The sequence below is a fragment of the Holdemanella sp. genome (assembly GCF_056804935.1).
Map to the genome: position 1 here is coordinate 1 of NZ_DBMEXE010000011.1, position 18,688 is coordinate 18,688.

An 18,688-nucleotide genomic window follows, 5' to 3' on the forward strand; every position below is an offset into this window, starting at 1 on the left:
TCAATGTCATTAAGTTAAGAGATGACGAACCATCCAGATACTATTTTCTGGATGGTATTTTTATTTGAAGGCACGACGAAAATTGTAGTATTGCTACTACATTTTAAAAATTATATAATATTAGTTGTTAATCATATCGATAGTTAAAAGATACCGGTGATTTGGCTTTCATTTTCCGTTCATTCTGGCGATTAGGACGGATTGGCAGTATTTCTTTAGCTATCAGTGATTCAATATCAGGTGGATTCTTTCCACCTTTTTCTTTTAGGTAGTTACGTATTATATGAAAAGCACGTACATAATTTAATTGATACTCGTATTTTCTGTCTTTTTCTTTGATTTTTATATTATTACTTACTCTGCTGCAGAAATTATATAGAACCAGCTTTGCATAGATTTCCTGCTCTATAAACATTCTTTTCTTTGAATGCAATGTATTTAAATCTAGATGATATTTCAATTCACGATAACTTGTTTCAATCTCCCAACGAAGGTGGTACAGTTCTTTAATATCTTGTATATTGAATTCGGATTCATCTAAATTTGTAATAATACTTTCGTAGGTATCATCACTAATTTTGAAACGTACCACACGACATTCAAAATCAAAATAAGGGCTTCCGTCAAAAAAATCAAATCTCTGATTCTTAGGGACAAACTTATATATTTCAGGATGAGCTTTAATTTCATTCGTTTGTTTAATAGTTAGGGTACGGCGAACATGCATATCAAATTCTGCATTTGGAAAAGGACCAAAACTACGCAGTACGCTTGTTCTAGAATGAATATCCTTTACCCTGATCAAATACTTATGGTTCTTCATACCTACTTTCACAAAAGAATTGATAGATTCATAGCCTCTGTCCGCGATGAAAATAGCTTTAGGACCACCATATCTATCCACTATTTCATTGAATGCGCCATTTTCATTCATCACAGCATTTCCTTGAAGAACAATATCATCATAAGTGCATTCCAATAGATCGTAGCTTGTATTCAGGTGATAGGCGGAGAAAGGCTTATTCGAATTATTAGCTTTATAGAAAGTGGTTTTACTATCTTTGATAGCACTGCTGATAGGCAGAACAGAACCATCAACAGCAAGAAGTCGATAACCTTTGTGAAGCTTGATTCTCTGTGTTCGTTCATTGAACATATTGAATAATGTATGGAATGCATCAGGGCGAATCTTACTACGTGCTTGTACAAATGAAGAAGCTGTAGGTGTATCAAGTTTATATCCAAACAATTTAAACATTTCATCTTTTAAAGATCCAGACTCTAATAAAAGCACATTGAAAAGAGTACTTCCAAAAAGATGTTTTCTTTTCCGTGTAAAATCCTTATTTGAATCGACAACAAATAGAGAAGAAGAATCATTCATAGTTTTGATGCAGAATTTCAACTGCTTTTTTAACGATTTATAATTGTTCATAAGTACCTCCAAAAACATATACCTATAAACAATTGGCCTATTATCAGAAATGATAATAGGCCACACATTTCAATCTGTATGTCAACAAAAAAATTCAAATTTTCTATAAAAAAAGGAGCACATTTTTTGTGTTCCTCTTAAAAGATGTCATTTCTTAACTTAATGACATTGGGACTTCGGTCCTTTTTTTCTTTATGAAAATACCTTATAATACTTGTATGGAAAAACAAAATGATTTATTGATGGATTCAAGTATCCTCTATCGAAGTACACAGAAATATTATGATAAGATGCTGCAAGATTTGAATTTGAGTTATGCCCAGCTTCCCATCTTGATTGAAATCTATGAGAATGAAGGTATTTCCCTCCAACAAATTGTACAGGTTGGTGGATACGACAAGGGTACGGTCACAAAAAATGTTCAAAAATTGAATACGTTTGGTTATGTTTCCATCTTAACAAGTGCCAAAGATAAGCGTGTTAAAGAATTATATACGACGGCACTCACCAAAAAACATATATCTGAAATCTATGGGATTCGTAGAGACTGGTGGCATCACATTACACAAGATCTAACGGCAGAGCAGATTGAAGTTTTTTCTACGTTTTATCAGACTTTATCCAATCATGCCAGAAGCTATGCAGATTTGGAGCAGACCAATCTGCAGTTTTATAAATTAAAAAAATTATCTTTATCGGATTATGATTCACATTTGAGTTGTTCTTTATATACAGGGGGATGTAATTTAAAGTGTCCGTATTGTCATTCAAGAGATTTGGTGTATTTAAAAGAAAACATGTATCCGATCGTTACGGAAAAAATCAATGAATATTTAGAGAGTCATCGCAAAGATTTAGATGGCATTTATATATCGGGAGGAGAGCCTTTGATGCATGAGGGGGTTGTTTCCTTTCTACAGTATGCCAAGACTTTAAACTATAAAATTAAGATTCATACGAATGGTATGTTCTATGAACGTTTAAAAACAATCCTTGCACAAAAATTGGTAGATCATGTCAGTCTAGATATCAAAAATGCGCCGAGTGCCTATGCGAAAACGTGTGGGGTTGAGGATATGGATCTAAAGGATATTGAGAAGTCTTTAGATTTGTTGAAGCAATCGGCTGTACCATATGACATTTGTGTAACTTTGGTGGATGAATTGCATAATCAAGCAACGATAGAAGAATTAGGACAATGGATCCAAGGCGTGGATACAGTGATTTTACAGCCATTTGAAGATAGTGAAACGACCATTGATCATTCGTTGCATCGACCTAGTTTTGAAGTTGTTTTTAAATATAAAAAGATATTCGAAAAGTATGTTAAACATGTAAAGATAAGGGGGGATCAAGCATGATCGAAGTCGAAAAAAGAGATGGGTCCATAGTTGGTTTTGATCCGTCAAAAATCTTTTCGGCCATATCCAAAGCGTTTGATTCTTTACATATGGAAAAAGACGATGCGATTATCAACTTACTGGTACTTAGAGCCACGGCTGATTTTCAAACGAAGATCAAAGACAATCGCATTAGTGTAGAAATGATTCAGGATAGTGTTGAAAAAACGTTGTCAGAATCTGGCTATTATCCGGTCGCAAAGACATATATTTTATATCGTAAACAAAGAGAAAATGTACGTAAGATTCAATCGACGGCCAATGAATATATTCATTTAGTCAATTCGTATTTACACGATAATATTTCTTTGGAAGATGAAACCTCCATGGCAACGTATTCTGTGGGTGGTTTGATCTTATCCAATTCAGGTATGATCACTTCGAATTATTGGTTGAGTGAAGTGTATGATGCCCAAATTACCAACGCACATAAAAATGGGGATCTATATATTCATAATATCAACATGTTGACAGGATGCAGTGCAGGCTGGTCTTTAGAAGATCTCATTTTAAAAGGACTTCCTTCTGTGAATAAGATGATTTCATCCCTTCCTGCCAAGCATTTATCGACGTTATGTAACCAGATGGTCAACTTTCTAGGAATCATGCAGAATGAATGGGCCAGTGCCCAATCCTTAGCCCATTTTGATACGTTACTCGTACCTTTTATTCATCAGGACAAGCTATCTGTCAAGATGGTCAGTGATTGTCTAGAAAGCTTTATATATGGGATAAATATTCCTTCAAGGTGGGGTACCCAAGCTCCTTTTAGTCAGATTACTTTGGATTGGAATATTCCGCAAGAATTTATAAACAAAAAGGCAATTGTAGCCGGGTGTGAATGTGATTTTACATATGGAGATTGTCAAAAGGAAATGAAGATTCTTCATGATGCCTTATTTGAAGTTATCAATAAGGGAGATATTTCAGGTCGTGGTTTTCAATTTCCAATTATTGCCCTTTACTTAAATCCAGATTTTGATTGGATGCACGAAGAAGAGTTGTTTAAGGCTTGTGCCAAATATGGAACGCCTTATTTTTTGACAAAAGAAAAACAAGATGTGGAAGGATATTTTGGCTATAAACCTTTATGTGGAAGTATGGGGGTTGTGACATTAAACATAGTGCGCTTAGCGTATCTTTCAAGTAGTAAGGAAGATTTCTTTAAGCGTTTAGATAATTTAAGTGATGTGGCCCTTCGTTCTTTTGAAGTCAAGCGACAAGTGTTAAATCAATTGTTGGAGGCCGGCTTATATCCATATACCAAGGCCTATATATCGGATTTTAATGATTACTATGGTACTTTAGGTATTGTGGGTATGAATGAGGCTTGTTTGAATGCAAAATGGTTAAAGAAGGATTTGATGGATCCAAATGCACAAGCATTTTCCATGGAAGTGTTAGAGTTTTTAAATCACAAACTTTTAAATCAAAGTCAAAAAGTTAATTTAGAGGCTACACCAGCAGAAAGTGTATGTACGCATTTTGCCCAAATTGATAAGGAATTGTATCCAGAAATTCAAAGTCATGGATATTATACGAATTCAACGCATTTAGACGTCGCCAGTACGGATGATGTCTTTGAAGCTTTACATATACAACAAGATTTTCAAAATCAATATAGTGGAGCCACTTCATTTCCAGTCTTCATTGATCATGGGATAGCGGATTGGAAAATGGTTGCCCTACTTGTGAAGACCATATATGAAAACTACGATGTGCCTGTATTCACAATTACGCCAACATATTCGGTTTGCGAAGAACATGGCTATCTATTGGGTCATCAAGATATTTGTCCGAAATGTTTGAAATCAACCGAGATCTATTCTCGTGTTTCAGGATATTATCGAAACTTAGAGGATTGGAATGAGGGCAAACAAAAAGAGTTTTCAAGAAGAAAGACATATTCGATTTAAGGAGGGGGATTATGCGAGAAACAATCGGTTTTATTGGAGCTGGAAATATGGGTAAAGCTATGATTGAAGGAATCTGTCAGAACCATATATTTAATACAGTTTGGGTGTGTGATCATCACCAGGAAAATTTAGATGTACTACATGAAAAGTATGGAGTCAAAACGAGTTTAAGTGAAATAGAAGTAGCACAAAATAGTGATGTATTGGTGTTGAGTGTGAAGCCAAAGCATTATCCAAAGTTGATTGAAACAATCAAGGACAGTGTCAAATCCGATGTGATTATTGTGGATATTGCGGCAGGTGTAACCATTTTAGATGTGAAGACATACTTTGGCAAAGATATAAAGGTGATTAAGGCAATGCCGAATACGCCTGCATTGGTATTATCTGCGATGAGTGCCATTTCGTTTGATGATTTGGTTACTGAAGAAGATAAAGTTTGTGTTCAGTCTATCTTTAATAGTTTTGGCAAATGTGAAGTTGTCGAAGAAACCATGATGGATGCCGTGACCAGTGTAAGTGGTTCAAGTCCTGCCTATGTATTTATGTTTATTGAAGCGATGGCAGATGCAGCTGTGGCACAAGGCTTACCTCGAAATAAGGCGTATACATTTGCGGCACAAGCCGTACTGGGAAGTGCAAAGATGGTCTTAGAAACAGGTATGCATCCAGGTACCTTAAAAGATATGGTTTGTTCACCTGGTGGAACAACGATTGATGCAGTGTGTGAACTTGAAAGAACAGGCTTTAGAGCGAGTGTTGAATCGGCTATGCGTATTTGTGGTGAAAAATCAAAGAAAATGACGGAGGGAAAATAGATATGAAAAATATTTGTATCGGATTGTTTGAAGGAGAGACTTTACCGGAAAGTTTAGCGGCTTTTAAAGATGTAAAGCTTGATTTAGAGTTTGGTAAGGTGACTACAATCTATACTTTAAATCAATTGGATTGTGAAAAAATCGTAGTCGTTGGTTTAGGTGATGGTAAAAAGAATATCAAGGAAGCTTTTAGTAAAGTAGAGGCGGATGACTATTTAGTATATGTCAATGAAAACACGGCGTATGCGGCTGGTTTTGGACTTTTGTATGGAGCGTATAGTTATAAAGAGATGAAGGTGTATGATTTAGAGAGCGATGGTTTTAAAGATGAATTTGAAAAAGGTAAAACAGTAGCTCGTATTGTAAATCATGCGCGTGAAATGAGTGATATGCCCGCAAACTTTTTAACACCAGATCATTTGGTGGATGAAGCGAAGATGGTGGCTGAAAAGTATGGTATGGAAATTGAAGTATTAGCACAAGACGATTTAGAAGAAATTGGTGCTGGTGCTCTTTTAGCTGTAAATCAAGGCTCCGACAGACCATGTTTTATGGTGGTTATTCGTTATGATGGTGGTAAGGAAGACGAAGACTATACCGCACTTGTTGGTAAGGGTCTTACATATGACGCGGGTGGCTACAATATCAAGTCAAATATGCATGGTATGAAGTATGATATGTGTGGGGCTGCCAATATGCTTTGTGCATTGGAGTTACTTGCTGAATTAAAAATAGAAAAGAATATTGTGTGTGTTTTACCAATTACTGAAAATAAAATCAATGGTCATGGCTTTGTCGATGGGGATGTGATCACAAGTTTAAGTGGTAAGACAATTGAAGTCACAAATACGGATGCCGAAGGAAGATTAATTTTGGCGGATGCCTTGACAATGGCTCAAAAATTAGGTGCTACACGCGTCATTGATATGGCGACTTTAACGGGGGCTTGTGTACGTGCTTTAGGTAGTACATATACTGGAATCTTTAGTAATGATGATAGTTTCTATTTGCCTTTTTTAGGGGCTTCAAAAGCTACAAAAGAACAGATTTGGCGTTTACCTGTAGATGAATATTTCCATTCAGAATTAAAGTGTTCTAAGGTAGCGGATATTATCAATTCAAAGACTTTGGGTGGAAATGCAAGCCTAGCAGCGGCTTTCTTAGAAGAATTTATTGAGGAAGGTACTCAGTGGATTCACTTGGATATTGCAGGAACGAGTGATAAGGATGAAGTGGCTACAGGTGTTATGATTGAGACAATTGTTCATTTTCTTGAAAATGAATGTAAATAAATGTAACGTGTTGAAATAATTTACAGAACGTGGTATTATCATACGTGTTTAGAAAAGAGGACAAATTTATGGAAGTACAATTTGTAGAAAGTAAAAACTTAAAAGAAAAACCAACTGGAGCTTTAGGCTTTGGTAAATATTACACAGACTATATGTTTGTGATGGATTGGGATGCTGGTCAAGAATGGCATGATGCCAGAGTCGTACCTTATGGACCATTAGAATTTGATCCAGCAAGTATGGTATTGCACTATGCACAGGAAACATTTGAAGGTATGAAGGCCTATCGTACTAAGGATGGTAAGGTTCAATTGTTTAGACCTGAAATGAATGCGAAGCGTTTTGCGAACTCCAATAAACGTTTGAGTATGCCTACTTTACCTGTAGATATGTTTGTAGATGCTGTAAAAACAATTGTGAAGTATTCAGAAGACTGGATTCCAACAGGTGAGGGTGAATCTTTATATATTCGTCCATTTATGTTTGCGACTGAAGCTGCGATTGGTGTACATGCGGCAAGTCATTATAAATTTATGATTATTTGTTCGCCTGTTGGTGCTTATTATGCAGAAGGCGTGAACCCAGTTAAGATCTATGTTGAAGATGAATATGTTCGTGCTACTAAAGGTGGTACAGGATTTACTAAATGTGGAGGAAACTATGCAGGTAGTTTAGCTGCTCAAGTAAAAGCTGAAGAATTAGGTTATTCTCAAGTTCTATGGTTGGATGGAGTTCACCGTAAATATATTGAAGAAGTTGGTTCAATGAACGTTATGTTTGAAATTGATAATAAGATTGTGACAGCTCCATGTGAAGGTACAGTACTTCCTGGTGTTACTCGTGATTCTATTTTACATATCTTGAAAGACTGGGGATATGAAATCGAAGAAAGACATTTGTCTGTGGATGAATTGATGGAAGCAGGTCACAATGGTAAGCTACAAGAAGCTTGGGGAACAGGTACAGCTGCCGTAATTAGTCCAATTGGAGAATTGTACTATAAAGGTGATAAAGTTACTGTTTCTGATTTTAAAACGGGTGAATTAACACAAAAGTTATATGATACATTAACAGGTATTCAATGGGGTACAATTGCAGATCCTTATGGATGGACTGTTGTTGTTGACTAATTAAAGGAAGGTGTACGATGTACATCTTCCTTTTTGCGTGTATAAATAAAGTAGAGATGGTCTTTCTCTACTTTGTTTCATAGCTTTTAAGTGTGTATTCAGTATGCATCTTATAGATGATGCATTGAATAACATTATCCATTAATTCTTGTTCGGAATTGGCGTTTTCAAATAGGATTGTATTTCGGTTGTTTTTAAAAACGTCATTTAATGAATCTTCAAATCGAGATATAAATAAGTCATAGGCTTGTTCGATGGTTGAATCTTTCATATTAGTATAAATATGAAGTAAAGATGTGATTTGTTGCATGGAATAACATCTTTTTAGGATGGTTAAAACTAAAAAGTAGGCTAAATGACTTTTTGTGTAGTGTTTTTTGACGGGTGGATGGACAATACCGGTTTTGACATAGTTGTTGATCATGGCTTTGGTGATGAACTTTTCATCATAGAAATAAGTATCTTTTAATTTCTCATTGATGTAGGTGATCACTTGGTCCATATATAGGTCAATTTCGGGTAGTTCGGTCCACTTTGGAAATGTATAATTTTTCATGATTTGATTGTAACATAAAATAAATTGTTACACAATCTAGAAATTAATACTAGATGTATTGACTTCTTGTGACATCTATATTATTGTTTATCTAAAGAGAGGTAAAAAAAGAATGATTCATATTATTTCTGATTCATCGACATTGTATTCGATTGAATCGGCAAAGAAAAAAGGGTTGTCGATTGTTCCTTTGAATATTTCTGTGGATTCACAAACATATCGAGATTTTGAGGATATCACAAGTACACAATTATTAACGATGATTGAAGAGCACAAGATTCCTAAAACTTCACAGCCAAGTCTTGGAGAAAAGATTGATTTATATAATGAACTTTCTAAAAATGGTGATGAAGTGATTGATATTGCGATGGCTTCTGGTTTAAGTGGAACGTACCAGACGGCTATGATGGCAAAGGATTCTTGTGACAATCCCGACTTAGTACATGTCATAGATTCGCAGACGTTGTGTGGGCCACATCGTTTGATGGTGGATACGGCTTTAGAGATGGCAAATAATGGGGCAAGTGCCAAGGATATCGTAAAGATGATTGTACAAAGTCGTATGCAGGAAGAGTCGTATTTGGTTCCTGTTGATTTTCAATTCTTAGTTCGTGGTGGAAGAATCAAAGGGTTAGCTGCTACATTGGGTGGTGCATTAAAATTGATTCCAATTTTGAAAAAAGGCGTTGATGGCATAGGCTTAGATAAGTTTGGCGTGAGTCGTACGTATAAAAAGGCTGTCAATATGGTTGTTGAAGATTTTAAAAATAATGGTTTTGATTCCAATTATACATTTTATATTTCACATGCCTTTAATGAAGATTTGGCAATGATGTTTGAAAAGAAAATCAACGAAACATTTGAAGGTGTAAAAGTTGTGATTTATCCTTTATCTCCTGCATTTATTACGCAGGGTGGACCTGGATGCGTTGCCGTACAGGCAATTAAAATGGCTTAGGAAATTTTCCTAAGCCATATTTTTTTTCATTTCTTACCTTAGAATACCATTTGACCAAAGTAAGCCACAAAACTCATGATGATGATAAAACCAACACCATAAGGCAAGATCATGGATAATAATTTAGAATCTTGACCTTGTCTATCGACACTGCTTAATGCGATGGCGATAGATTGTGGTGACAACATTTTACCGGCTGCCACACCCAAAGAGTTTAGTGCGACAATCCAATATGGATTGGCATTCAAGCTTTGGGCTGCGCTTTCTTGTACGGCACCAAATAATACGCCTGAACTTGTACCTGAACCCGTCACAAATGTTCCTAGACAGCCGATCCATGGGGCAAAGAATGGATAGAAGCTTCCTGTAACCGCAATGGCGAAAGATGCGATACTCGCAATCATACCTGCATATCCCATGATTTTAGCACATCCAAGTACACATAGCATGGTAATAATGGTTTGCGACATCTGTTTGATTGTGGCAATAAATACCACTTTGAAATCTCTAAATGTAGCTTTTTGAATCAAGCCACCCAAAATAGCTGATAAGAAGATCCATACACCTGGTGTGTTGATCCAAGTAAATGTCATTGTGCTAGGATTGTCTCCTGTATAAATAATGGCAGTTGATGCGAATTGTGACAAGTATGTATGGATTGGAGCTACTAATTTTGAAGTCGATAATAAGAAGATAAAGATAAAAATAAATGGTGACCAGGCCGTTAATGCCTTTTTAACCGTAATTTTTTCGTGTGCTTCTAACTTCATTTCGTATTCAGAATTTGGTTTTACTCTTGAACCCAAAAGAATGGTACATAATAATGAACAAACGCTTCCTACCACAACACATAATTCAGAACCTACAAATTTTGCAACAATCATTTGTGGAATTAGAAAGCTTAATCCAGAAACGAAAGTAAGTGCTGTAACGCCTTTTAATGCTTTAAATCCTTTTCCTGTGACCATAACGATCAAGAATGGACATAATAACATAAATGGAGCTAATTGAAGGGTTTGTGTAAATGCAAGCTGAGCATTTTCAAGACCAACTAAATTAGCCAAAGTGACCGTTGGAATACCAATGGAACCAAATGGAGTTGGAACTCCGTTGGCAATTAGACAAACTAAACAAGAGAACAATGGATCAAAGCCTAAAGCTACAAGCATACTTGCAGGAATGGCAATGGCAGTACCAAAGCCGGCCATACCTTCCATAAATCCACCAAAGCACCATGCGACAAGTAAGACAAGAATTCGTTTGTCGCTTGAAACGCTAGTAATCATTTGTTTAATGATTTCCATACCACGAGTTCGTAAAGATAAGTTATAAGTAAATACGGCTGCGATAATTACAACAATAATAGGCCATAGTGCCATTAAGAAGCCTTCACAAGCAGCCATCATTGTATTTAGAAAACTTTGTTGCCAAATCGCAACGGATAATAGTACAGAAATAATTAAAGAACCAAAGGCCGCTTTATATGTGGGCCATCCAAGTACGGTTAGCGCAAATATTAGCCACAAAATGGGACAAAGCCCCAAAATAAAATATAGAAAACTCATATCATCTCTCCCTTATGCGTGTTGATTATATCAAAGTGAGATAGTTTGTCAAAACAAAAACGCTAAAAATAGGCATGTAAGCGTATGCAAGTAACGATTGTGGGTTATATTTGTGGTCAACAAAAAATTCAAAAACAAATTTGATTATTTTATGGCGTTTTTAGGTTAAATGATGTATTATAGTGGTACAAAGTAGCATATTGTGTCATAGAGTGGGGGTGAAGACACATGTTCATGGGGGAATACGCGCATAACATAGATCGTAAGGGGCGATTGATTATGCCAGCTAAGTTTCGTGAGGAACTAGGTGAACATGTTGTCGTAAACCGAGGACTTGATGGATGCCTGTATGTATATACGGTAGAGCAGTGGCAGCAAGTGTATCAAAAGCTATCAACTTTGCCTTCGACAAATAAAGATGCGCGTATGTACCAGCGTATGATGTTGTCTAAAGCAGCAGAATGTGAAATGGATAGTCAGGGGCGAATTTTAATTCCATCCTCTTTAATCGCCTTGGCTGGTCTTGAAAAAGAATGTTTGATTATAGGTGTCGCCAACCATTTGGAAATTTGGTCTAAAGATCGTTGGGAAGCTTTGGAAGAAGAGCAAAGTGCATCTTTTGAAGAAGCAGCGGAACACTTATCAGAAATTATGGGGTAGTAATGAATGGAACATATTAGTGTATTATTGAATGAATCGATTGACATGCTACAAATAAAAGAAGATGGGATCTATGTAGATTGCACTCTAGGTCGAGGGGGGCATAGTAGTGAAATCTTGAAACGTTTAACAAGCGGACATTTATATGCGTTTGATTGTGATCAAAATGCGATTGATGAAAGTACACCTCGTTTGCAAGCAATAGGGGATAATTTCACTTTGATTCATTCTCCATTTGAGAATTTAAAGAGTGAACTTGCCAAGCGTGGTGTTGATTTCGTTGATGGAATCTTTATGGATCTAGGTGTATCGAGTCCACAATTTGATGATGGCCAAAGGGGGTTTAGCTATCGTTTGAATGCGCGTCTAGATATGCGTATGGACCAGTCACAAGAATTAGATGCCTATGCAGTAGTAAATACGTATGACAAAGAGGATTTGATTCGTATTTTAAAACGTTATGGTGAAGAGCCATTTGCGGTAAAGATTGCCAATAAAATCTGTAGTGCTCGAGAAAATGCACCAATTGAAACTACATTTGAATTGGTGGATGTGATTAAATCAGCCCTTCCAGCTGCGGTATTAAGAAAGAAGGGGCATCCGGCAAAGCAGACGTTTCAGGCAATTCGTATTGAAGTAAATCATGAATTAGAGCAGTTAGAAACCGTATTGCATGATGGCTTAACTTTATTGAAGCCACATGGAATTATGGCGGTAATCACATTTCATTCTTTAGAGGATCGAATTGTGAAAGAGATTTTTAAAGAGGTGGCCGTTGCCAAAAAGGTAAATAAGCGGTTGCCACAAGTGGGGACAGAAAATTTAGAATATCAGCTGGTGAATCGAAAACCGGTTTTAGCAAGTAGTGAAGAATTAGAGAATAATAATCGTGCACACAGTGCCAAATTAAGAGGGATAGAGAAGAAAGGATGATGCATATGCAAAGAAGTTTTAGATTAACAAGAGTACTTGTCTTAACTTTATTTGTGTTGTCTGCGGTCTTCTACTTCGTATCAAAAACATATGTAAATTCAATGAATATTTCACTTTCTGTAGAAGAGTCGCAATTGAGTGATGAAATTGCACAGAAAGAACAAACTGTTGAAGAGCTCCAGAATGAAGTCAATACATTACAGGAAAAGGGCAGACTGTTAGGAATGCTTGACAATCAGGTCTCTGATCATGAAAATAATATATATGTAATGAATGACTAGATGGAGTGGTGATGTATAATGTCAGTTCGCAAAAGTAATAGAGAACTGTTAAAAATGATTAGTCGAATGACATTAATTGGAACATTAGTAGTAGCTAATGTTCTTTTCACTATGGTGAGCCATAAGCATATATGGTCCCAAAAAAGTGCGTTGGATCCAAGAATTGCGTCAAGTATTGTGGAAAAAGCAGTTACAGCTAAGCGTGGAACAATCTATGATCGAAATCATACGGTGATAGCCCAACAAACACAGGCATATACTATCGTTGCCTATTTGGATAAGGGGGTTGTGGATGTCAATGGGAATCCCAATTATGTCAAGAATATTTCATCAACAGCTAAAAAACTAAAGAGTGTTTTGGGTGAGGATGTCAATGAAAAGTCGTTAGTCAAAATTATGAAGTCGGCTAAAAAGGCGGGTAAGTCGCAGACAGAACTTGGTTCGGGGACGAAGCGTATTAAAAAGTCGTTGATGAAAGAAATCAAAAAATTAAAGATTCCTGGTATTGGCTTTATTGATGCGGTATCTCGTTATTATCCGGCTACGCCATATTCTTCAAATTTAATTGGGTTTGCGGCGTATGATGAAGATAAACAATCGATTGAGGGTAAGCTAGGTTTAGAGCTTTCTTTAAATGCGTTATTAAAGGGAAAAAACGGAAAAGAACAATATCAACAGACAGTGGATGGATCGAAGCTTCCGGGTACGACAAAAGTGATTGAACAAGCGAAGAATGGTAAGGATGTCGTTTTGACTTTAGATTCGGAATTGCAGTCAACCGTAGAAACGCAATTGCGCTCGACTATGGAAAATGAGAATGCCAAATCGGCATGGTGCATTGTGATGGAAGTGGATACGGGTAAAGTCTTGGCTTGGGCAAGTTATCCTACGTTTGATCAAAATGAACATAAGGAAATTCCAAGCTATCAAGATGCGATTAGCACTAGTACGTATGAGCCTGGATCTGTTATGAAACCATTTACGTATGCGACAGCCATCGATACCAATGTGTATCCATACAATAAGACGTATGTGTCATATCAATTCTGGTATGATTACGATGTAAATACAGGTAAGATTACGCGTTTGCCTATTGGAACCAATTCACCATATCCATATATTGCGGATGCCTTGGATGAAAACTTTGGTACGATTTCGTTTGATCAAGGTTTAGCGTATTCGAGTAACGTAGCCATTTGTGAGTTATTGGCAAATTATATTAATTATTCGCAATACAGTAAGTATTTGGATGCGTTTGGCTTCTTTCAAAAAGTGGATACGCCCTATGTGGATCAGTCTTTGGGTGTTAAAAATATTGGTCTTCCTACAGATTACTTATCGACTGGATTTGGACAGGCAAGTTCAATTACGGTGTTGCAGTTGTGCCAAGCCTATACAGCTATTTTTAATGATGGTACGATGGTACGTCCGTATGTGATTGATTCGATTGTGGATAGTGATACGGGTAAAGTGGAGAAGAAGTATAAGAAAAAAGCTGTGGGTACACCGATTACTAGTACAACGGCTAAAGAAGTGCAGGAATTGATGTCGCATGTTACGGATGATGGGGCGAGTGGTGCGCGCTTTAAAGTGGATGGTGTGGATCTTTTGATGAAAACAGGAACAGGTCAAATCTATAATACGGATTTGGGTAAGTATGATTCGGATTATCATACTTTAAGTATTATGGCGGCAGCGCCAGCCAATGATCCAAAGATTATGGTGTATTATGGCTTGGTTTCGCCAAACATTACATCGTATTCGGCAGAACCTTTTAAAAAGATTGTGCGGGATACGTTGCAGACATGTGGTATTTCAACAACACCAACAAATGATACACAAGAGTCGTATGAGGCTTGGGAAAGTTATGAAATGCCTAGTTTAGTGAATCATACGATTGATTATGCGCATGAGAAGATGAAAGATAAAAAGGTACATTTAGAAGTGATTGGGGATGGTTCAAGTGTGATTGAACAATATCCTGATGCATCGGTAACTATCAATTCGAATGATCGTGTCTTTGTGTTGACCAATGGAAATAAGATTACAATGCCAAATATGTCGGGTTGGACAAGGAAGGATTTAACGGTTTTCTGGCAACTTACGGGCATTAGTATTAAGACGAGTGGTTATGGTAAGGTAACAAGTCAAAATGTAGAAGAGGGGACAACGATTTCTACGGACACAAAAATTGAGGTAAATTTAGAGTAAAAGAGCGAAAGCTCTTTTTTCTTTGGCATACAAAAAATGGTGAATTTGGTTTTCAAGTTGACAAATGTCATTTGGGTTGGGTAAAATTAATTATGAGTGAAAGAGGAGAGAGTAAAATGAATGATTCACAAAAAATGAAGTGGTACACACTTGCGTTTATGTGTTTTTCAACTCTATGGGGTTTTGGAAACGTATTAAACGGATTTATGTACTTCAACGGAATTCAAGTTATCTTTTCTTGGATTTTGATGTTTGCGTTGTACTTCGTTCCTTATGCATTAATGGTAGGTGAACTTGGTTCTGCATTCAAAAATTCAGGTGGAGGTGTAAGTTCTTGGATTCACGAAACAACAGGTCCTAAAGCTGCATACTATGCAGGTTGGACGTATTGGGCATGTCACATTACGTACATTGCTTCTAAGGGTTCTGGTGGTTTGAAAGCATTAAGCTGGATGATTTTCCAAAACTCAGAAACTTATGCATCTTTTAACACAAAAGCTGTTCAGTTTGCGACTTTAGCTGTTTTATTACTATTTAGTTATGTCGCAAGTCGTGGTTTAAACCCTTTAAAGAAAATGGCTACAATTGCTGGGTCTAGTATGTTCGTTATGAGTATTCTTTATATCGTAATGATGTTCGCGGCTCCAGCTATCAATCCAAATGGTGGATATTTAGCTATGGATTTCAGTTTCAAAAACTTGATTCCAACTTTTGACTGGAAATATTTCAGTTCATTATCAATCTTAGTATTTGCGGTTGGTGGATGTGAAAAGATTTCACCTTATGTAAATAAAGTTGAAGATCCTAGTAGAGGATTCCCTAAGAGTATGATTTTTGCGGCTATCATGGTTATCATTTGTGCTATTTTTGGTACAATCGCAATGGGTATGATGTTTGATCCAGCTGTAATCGATGCTAACTTTGACTCATACAATGCGAATGGTTCTTATTGGGCATTCCAAAGATTAGGTGAATACTATGGTATGGGTAACGTATTGATGATTGTTTATGCAGCTTGTAACTGTATTGGACAATTCTCTACATTAGTCATTAGTATTGATGCGCCTTTGAGAATGTTATTAGATAACGAAGATGCTCGTCAATATATCCCAACTAAGTTATTGCACAAGAATGATGCAGGTGCATATTCAAATGGTATCATCATGGTTGATATTCTTGCCGGTGCAATCATCTTGGCTCAGGCTTTAGTTCCAAATGCAGATACAGTACTTCGTCAGTTGACTCAGTTAAACTCAGTAACAATGCCAATGCGTTACTTGTGGGTATTCTTTGCTTATGTGATGTTGCGTAAGAAAACAGATATTTTCCACCGTGACTATAAATTTGTGAACAACAACACAGTCGCAATCGTATTTGGTGCTTGGTGCTTTATATTAACGGCTGCTTGCTGCTTACTTGGTATGTATAAAGCAGGGGATATGTATACTACAGTCTTAAATATTATCACTCCAGTTGTATTAACAGCTTTAGGATTGATTTTACCAGCAATCAAGAAAAAAGAGGCAAAAAATTAATTTTGCCTTTTCTTCTTATTTGTGGATAATTATAGTCGAGGAGATGTTTAATCATGAATACAATCGAAATTTCAAATGAATTAATTCAATTTATTGAATCAAGTCCTAGTATGTTTCATTCCATCAAAACGATTCGTACATATTTAGATGAGGCTGGATTCACGTATCTTCCTGAGTCTAAAGCTTGGGATGTTAAAGCGGGTGGAAAATATTATACAATTCGTAACCACTCCAGTTTAATTGCGTTTAAGGTTGGTAATGATATGGATTCTTATCATTTCCAAATGTGTGCAAGTCACTCGGATTCACCGACATACAAAGTTAAAAATGTGCCTGAGCTTGCGGGTCCCAATGAATATTTGCGTTTAGACGTTGAAGCTTATGGTGGTATGATCGACAACACTTGGTTTGATCGTCCATTAACGGTTGCGGGTCGTGTACTTGTCCGTAATGGTTCTAAGATTGAATCCAAATTATTATATATCGACAAAGATATCTTAATAATTCCAAATGTGGCTATCCACTTCAATCGTGAGGTCAATAATGGTTATAAATATAATCGTCAGATTGATTTGTGCCCTATGTTTTCTTGTGGAGCCCTTAAGAAGGGTGCTTTTGACAAGATGGTTGCGGATGAATTGGGTGTTAAGGCTGAAGATATCTTAGGTAAAGACTTATTCTTAGTGAATCGTCAAAAAGGTTTAGTTTGGGGATTGGAAAATGAATTCGTTTCAAGTCCTAAATTGGATGACTTACAATGTGCATTCGTTTCATTAAAGGCATTTATTGAGGCTGAAAATGAAAAGAGTGTCAATGTATATTGTTGCTTCGATAATGAAGAAGTGGGTTCAAACACAAAACAGGGTGCGATGTCTACATTCTTGAAAGATGTATTACACCGTATCAATGCGGGTTTAGGAAAAACGGAGGATGAATATTATCAGGCTATCGCGAAGACTTTCTTAGTAAGTTGTGATAATGCGCATGCTCTACATCCAAATCATGCAGAAAAGACAGATGCCGTAAACTTTGTCACAATGAATGGTGGTATTGTCATTAAGGAAAGTGCAAACCAGAAATATACAACAGATGCATTTAGTCGTGCCTTATTTACAGGTGTATGTCAGAATGTGAATGTGCCAGTACAAAGCTTTGCGAATCGTAGTGATGTAGTGGGTGGTTCAACTTTGGGTAACTTATCCAATACGCAGGTAAGTGTTCATGCGGTAGACTTTGGTTTGGCTCAGCTTGCGATGCATTCTTGTTTTGAAACTGCAGGTGTTAAGGATACTGAATATGCGATTGTCGCATTGAAGGAATTCTATGAAACAAATGTGCAGATTGAAGAAGCTGAATCTGTATGTCTAGAGAAGTAATCATTCAAAGAATAGAAAAGTCGGATTTAATCGATGCGAAAAAGGAATTGATGATCAATCTAGTGAATTCAAAAAAAGAAAATGATTTTGATAAGAAAGTGGATCGTTTGTATCGTCAGTTTTCTAAGAGTTCTACGTTTAAAAAACATGCCGAAAAAATGGTGGTTCGTGATGATGAAAAACTAAAGATTTGTAACATGATGCTTGTGATGAGTGTGACATTGACTTTGTTCTTTTTAAAGGCGGTCTTGTTTTCAAGTTATGTTGTGAACTTTAGTGTGGATGCCATTGTCGGCTGTGCAGCACTTGTATTTTCATTGATCAATGTACGTACAAAGTATCGAACGCTTCAGCGGTATGATTTAGTTCGTGACTTTGTCTATTTGGATGTTTTATCTTTAATTTTATGTATATTATTTAAAATGTTCTTTCCTGTACAAGTTGATTTTTCATTGATTATTTTATTGGTGGATTATTATTTGTGTAAGAAAAGATTTAAGGAAAAGGCATTTCAAAAATTAGGGCGCAATAAATTTGGATGGGGTTAGGTGAATTTGCTCTCCAAGAATTTAAGGGGCGGCATATACCCCAAAACGTTTTATAGCTGATATTGGGCTCAGAC

At 36.5% G+C, this 18,688-nt stretch carries 16 protein-coding genes; 13 read left to right on the forward strand and 3 right to left on the reverse strand.

The window, feature by feature from the left end; translation table 11 throughout:
• Positions 1-127: 127 nt before the first annotated feature.
• Positions 128-1,435 (reverse strand): IS4 family transposase, encoded by a 1,308-nt coding sequence (locus ACZQCL_RS01205; protein ID WP_482481607.1) that lies wholly within the window; start codon positions 1,433-1,435, stop codon positions 128-130.
• A gap of 218 nt (positions 1,436-1,653) precedes the next feature.
• On the opposite strand from ACZQCL_RS01205, the gene ACZQCL_RS01210 reads away from it, so the two are divergent.
• The 5 genes from ACZQCL_RS01210 (at position 1,654) to ACZQCL_RS01230 (ending at position 7,991) form a co-directional block, all read left to right on the forward strand.
• Positions 1,654-2,796, forward strand: a complete 1,143-nt coding sequence (locus tag ACZQCL_RS01210; protein ID WP_482481609.1) for an anaerobic ribonucleoside-triphosphate reductase activating protein — start codon at positions 1,654-1,656, stop codon at positions 2,794-2,796.
• Positions 2,793-4,751 carry an anaerobic ribonucleoside-triphosphate reductase gene (gene nrdD / locus ACZQCL_RS01215; RefSeq protein ID WP_482481611.1) on the forward strand — a complete coding sequence of 653 codons (1,959 nt, stop codon included), beginning with the start codon at positions 2,793-2,795 and terminating at the stop codon, positions 4,749-4,751. Before ACZQCL_RS01210 ends, nrdD begins: the two co-directional genes overlap by 4 nt.
• Positions 4,752-4,762: 11 nt before the next feature.
• On the forward strand, positions 4,763-5,569 hold the full coding sequence (proC, locus tag ACZQCL_RS01220) for a pyrroline-5-carboxylate reductase (protein WP_482481613.1): 807 nt from the start codon (positions 4,763-4,765) through the stop codon (positions 5,567-5,569).
• 2 nt (positions 5,570-5,571) lie between these two features.
• The gene (locus ACZQCL_RS01225; protein ID WP_482481615.1) at positions 5,572-6,861 is read left to right on the forward strand and encodes a M17 family metallopeptidase; all 1,290 of its coding nucleotides are present in this window, start codon (positions 5,572-5,574) and stop codon (positions 6,859-6,861) included.
• A gap of 68 nt (positions 6,862-6,929) precedes the next feature.
• Entirely contained in the window at positions 6,930-7,991 is a 1,062-nt protein-coding gene (locus ACZQCL_RS01230) for a branched-chain amino acid aminotransferase (RefSeq protein WP_118115025.1), read from the forward strand.
• A gap of 67 nt (positions 7,992-8,058) precedes the next feature.
• Here the strand turns inward: ACZQCL_RS01230 and ACZQCL_RS01235 are convergent, their stop codons facing one another.
• Entirely contained in the window at positions 8,059-8,547 is a 489-nt protein-coding gene (locus tag ACZQCL_RS01235; protein WP_118115024.1) for a DUF1836 domain-containing protein, read from the reverse strand.
• A gap of 112 nt (positions 8,548-8,659) precedes the next feature.
• Here ACZQCL_RS01235 and ACZQCL_RS01240 point away from each other — a divergent pair, with 112 nt between their 5' ends.
• The gene (locus ACZQCL_RS01240) at positions 8,660-9,505 is read left to right on the forward strand and encodes a DegV family protein (RefSeq protein WP_482481617.1); all 846 of its coding nucleotides are present in this window, start codon (positions 8,660-8,662) and stop codon (positions 9,503-9,505) included.
• Between the two features lie 38 nt (positions 9,506-9,543).
• On the opposite strand, the gene ACZQCL_RS01245 is transcribed toward ACZQCL_RS01240, so the two are convergent.
• The gene (locus tag ACZQCL_RS01245) at positions 9,544-11,070 is read right to left on the reverse strand and encodes an L-lactate permease (RefSeq protein ID WP_482481619.1); all 1,527 of its coding nucleotides are present in this window, start codon (positions 11,068-11,070) and stop codon (positions 9,544-9,546) included.
• 228 nt (positions 11,071-11,298) lie between these two features.
• Between ACZQCL_RS01245 and mraZ the strand changes: the two genes are divergently transcribed.
• The 7 genes from mraZ to ACZQCL_RS01280 all read left to right on the forward strand — a co-directional run bounded on the left by mraZ (position 11,299) and on the right by ACZQCL_RS01280 (position 18,614).
• Positions 11,299-11,730 (forward strand): division/cell wall cluster transcriptional repressor MraZ, encoded by a 432-nt coding sequence (mraZ, locus tag ACZQCL_RS01250; protein WP_118115021.1) that lies wholly within the window; start codon positions 11,299-11,301, stop codon positions 11,728-11,730.
• Positions 11,731-11,736: 6 nt separating this feature from the next.
• Positions 11,737-12,663 (forward strand): 16S rRNA (cytosine(1402)-N(4))-methyltransferase RsmH, encoded by a 927-nt coding sequence (gene rsmH, locus ACZQCL_RS01255; RefSeq protein ID WP_118115020.1) that lies wholly within the window; start codon positions 11,737-11,739, stop codon positions 12,661-12,663.
• Positions 12,664-12,668: 5 nt separating this feature from the next.
• Entirely contained in the window at positions 12,669-12,944 is a 276-nt protein-coding gene (locus ACZQCL_RS01260) for a hypothetical protein (RefSeq protein WP_147346795.1), read from the forward strand.
• Between the two features lie 18 nt (positions 12,945-12,962).
• Positions 12,963-15,155 (forward strand): penicillin-binding protein, encoded by a 2,193-nt coding sequence (locus ACZQCL_RS01265; protein WP_482481622.1) that lies wholly within the window; start codon positions 12,963-12,965, stop codon positions 15,153-15,155.
• Between the two features lie 116 nt (positions 15,156-15,271).
• Positions 15,272-16,690, forward strand: coding sequence for an APC family permease (locus tag ACZQCL_RS01270; protein WP_118115017.1), 1,419 nt, complete (start codon positions 15,272-15,274; stop codon positions 16,688-16,690).
• A 53-nt stretch (positions 16,691-16,743) separates the two neighbouring features.
• Positions 16,744-18,066: a M18 family aminopeptidase gene (locus tag ACZQCL_RS01275; RefSeq protein ID WP_270490877.1), complete on the forward strand. Its 1,323-nt coding sequence runs from the start codon at positions 16,744-16,746 to the stop codon at positions 18,064-18,066.
• Positions 18,051-18,614, forward strand: a complete 564-nt coding sequence (locus ACZQCL_RS01280) for a hypothetical protein (protein WP_482481625.1) — start codon at positions 18,051-18,053, stop codon at positions 18,612-18,614. Before ACZQCL_RS01275 ends, ACZQCL_RS01280 begins: the two co-directional genes overlap by 16 nt.
• Positions 18,615-18,688 lie beyond the last annotated feature (74 nt).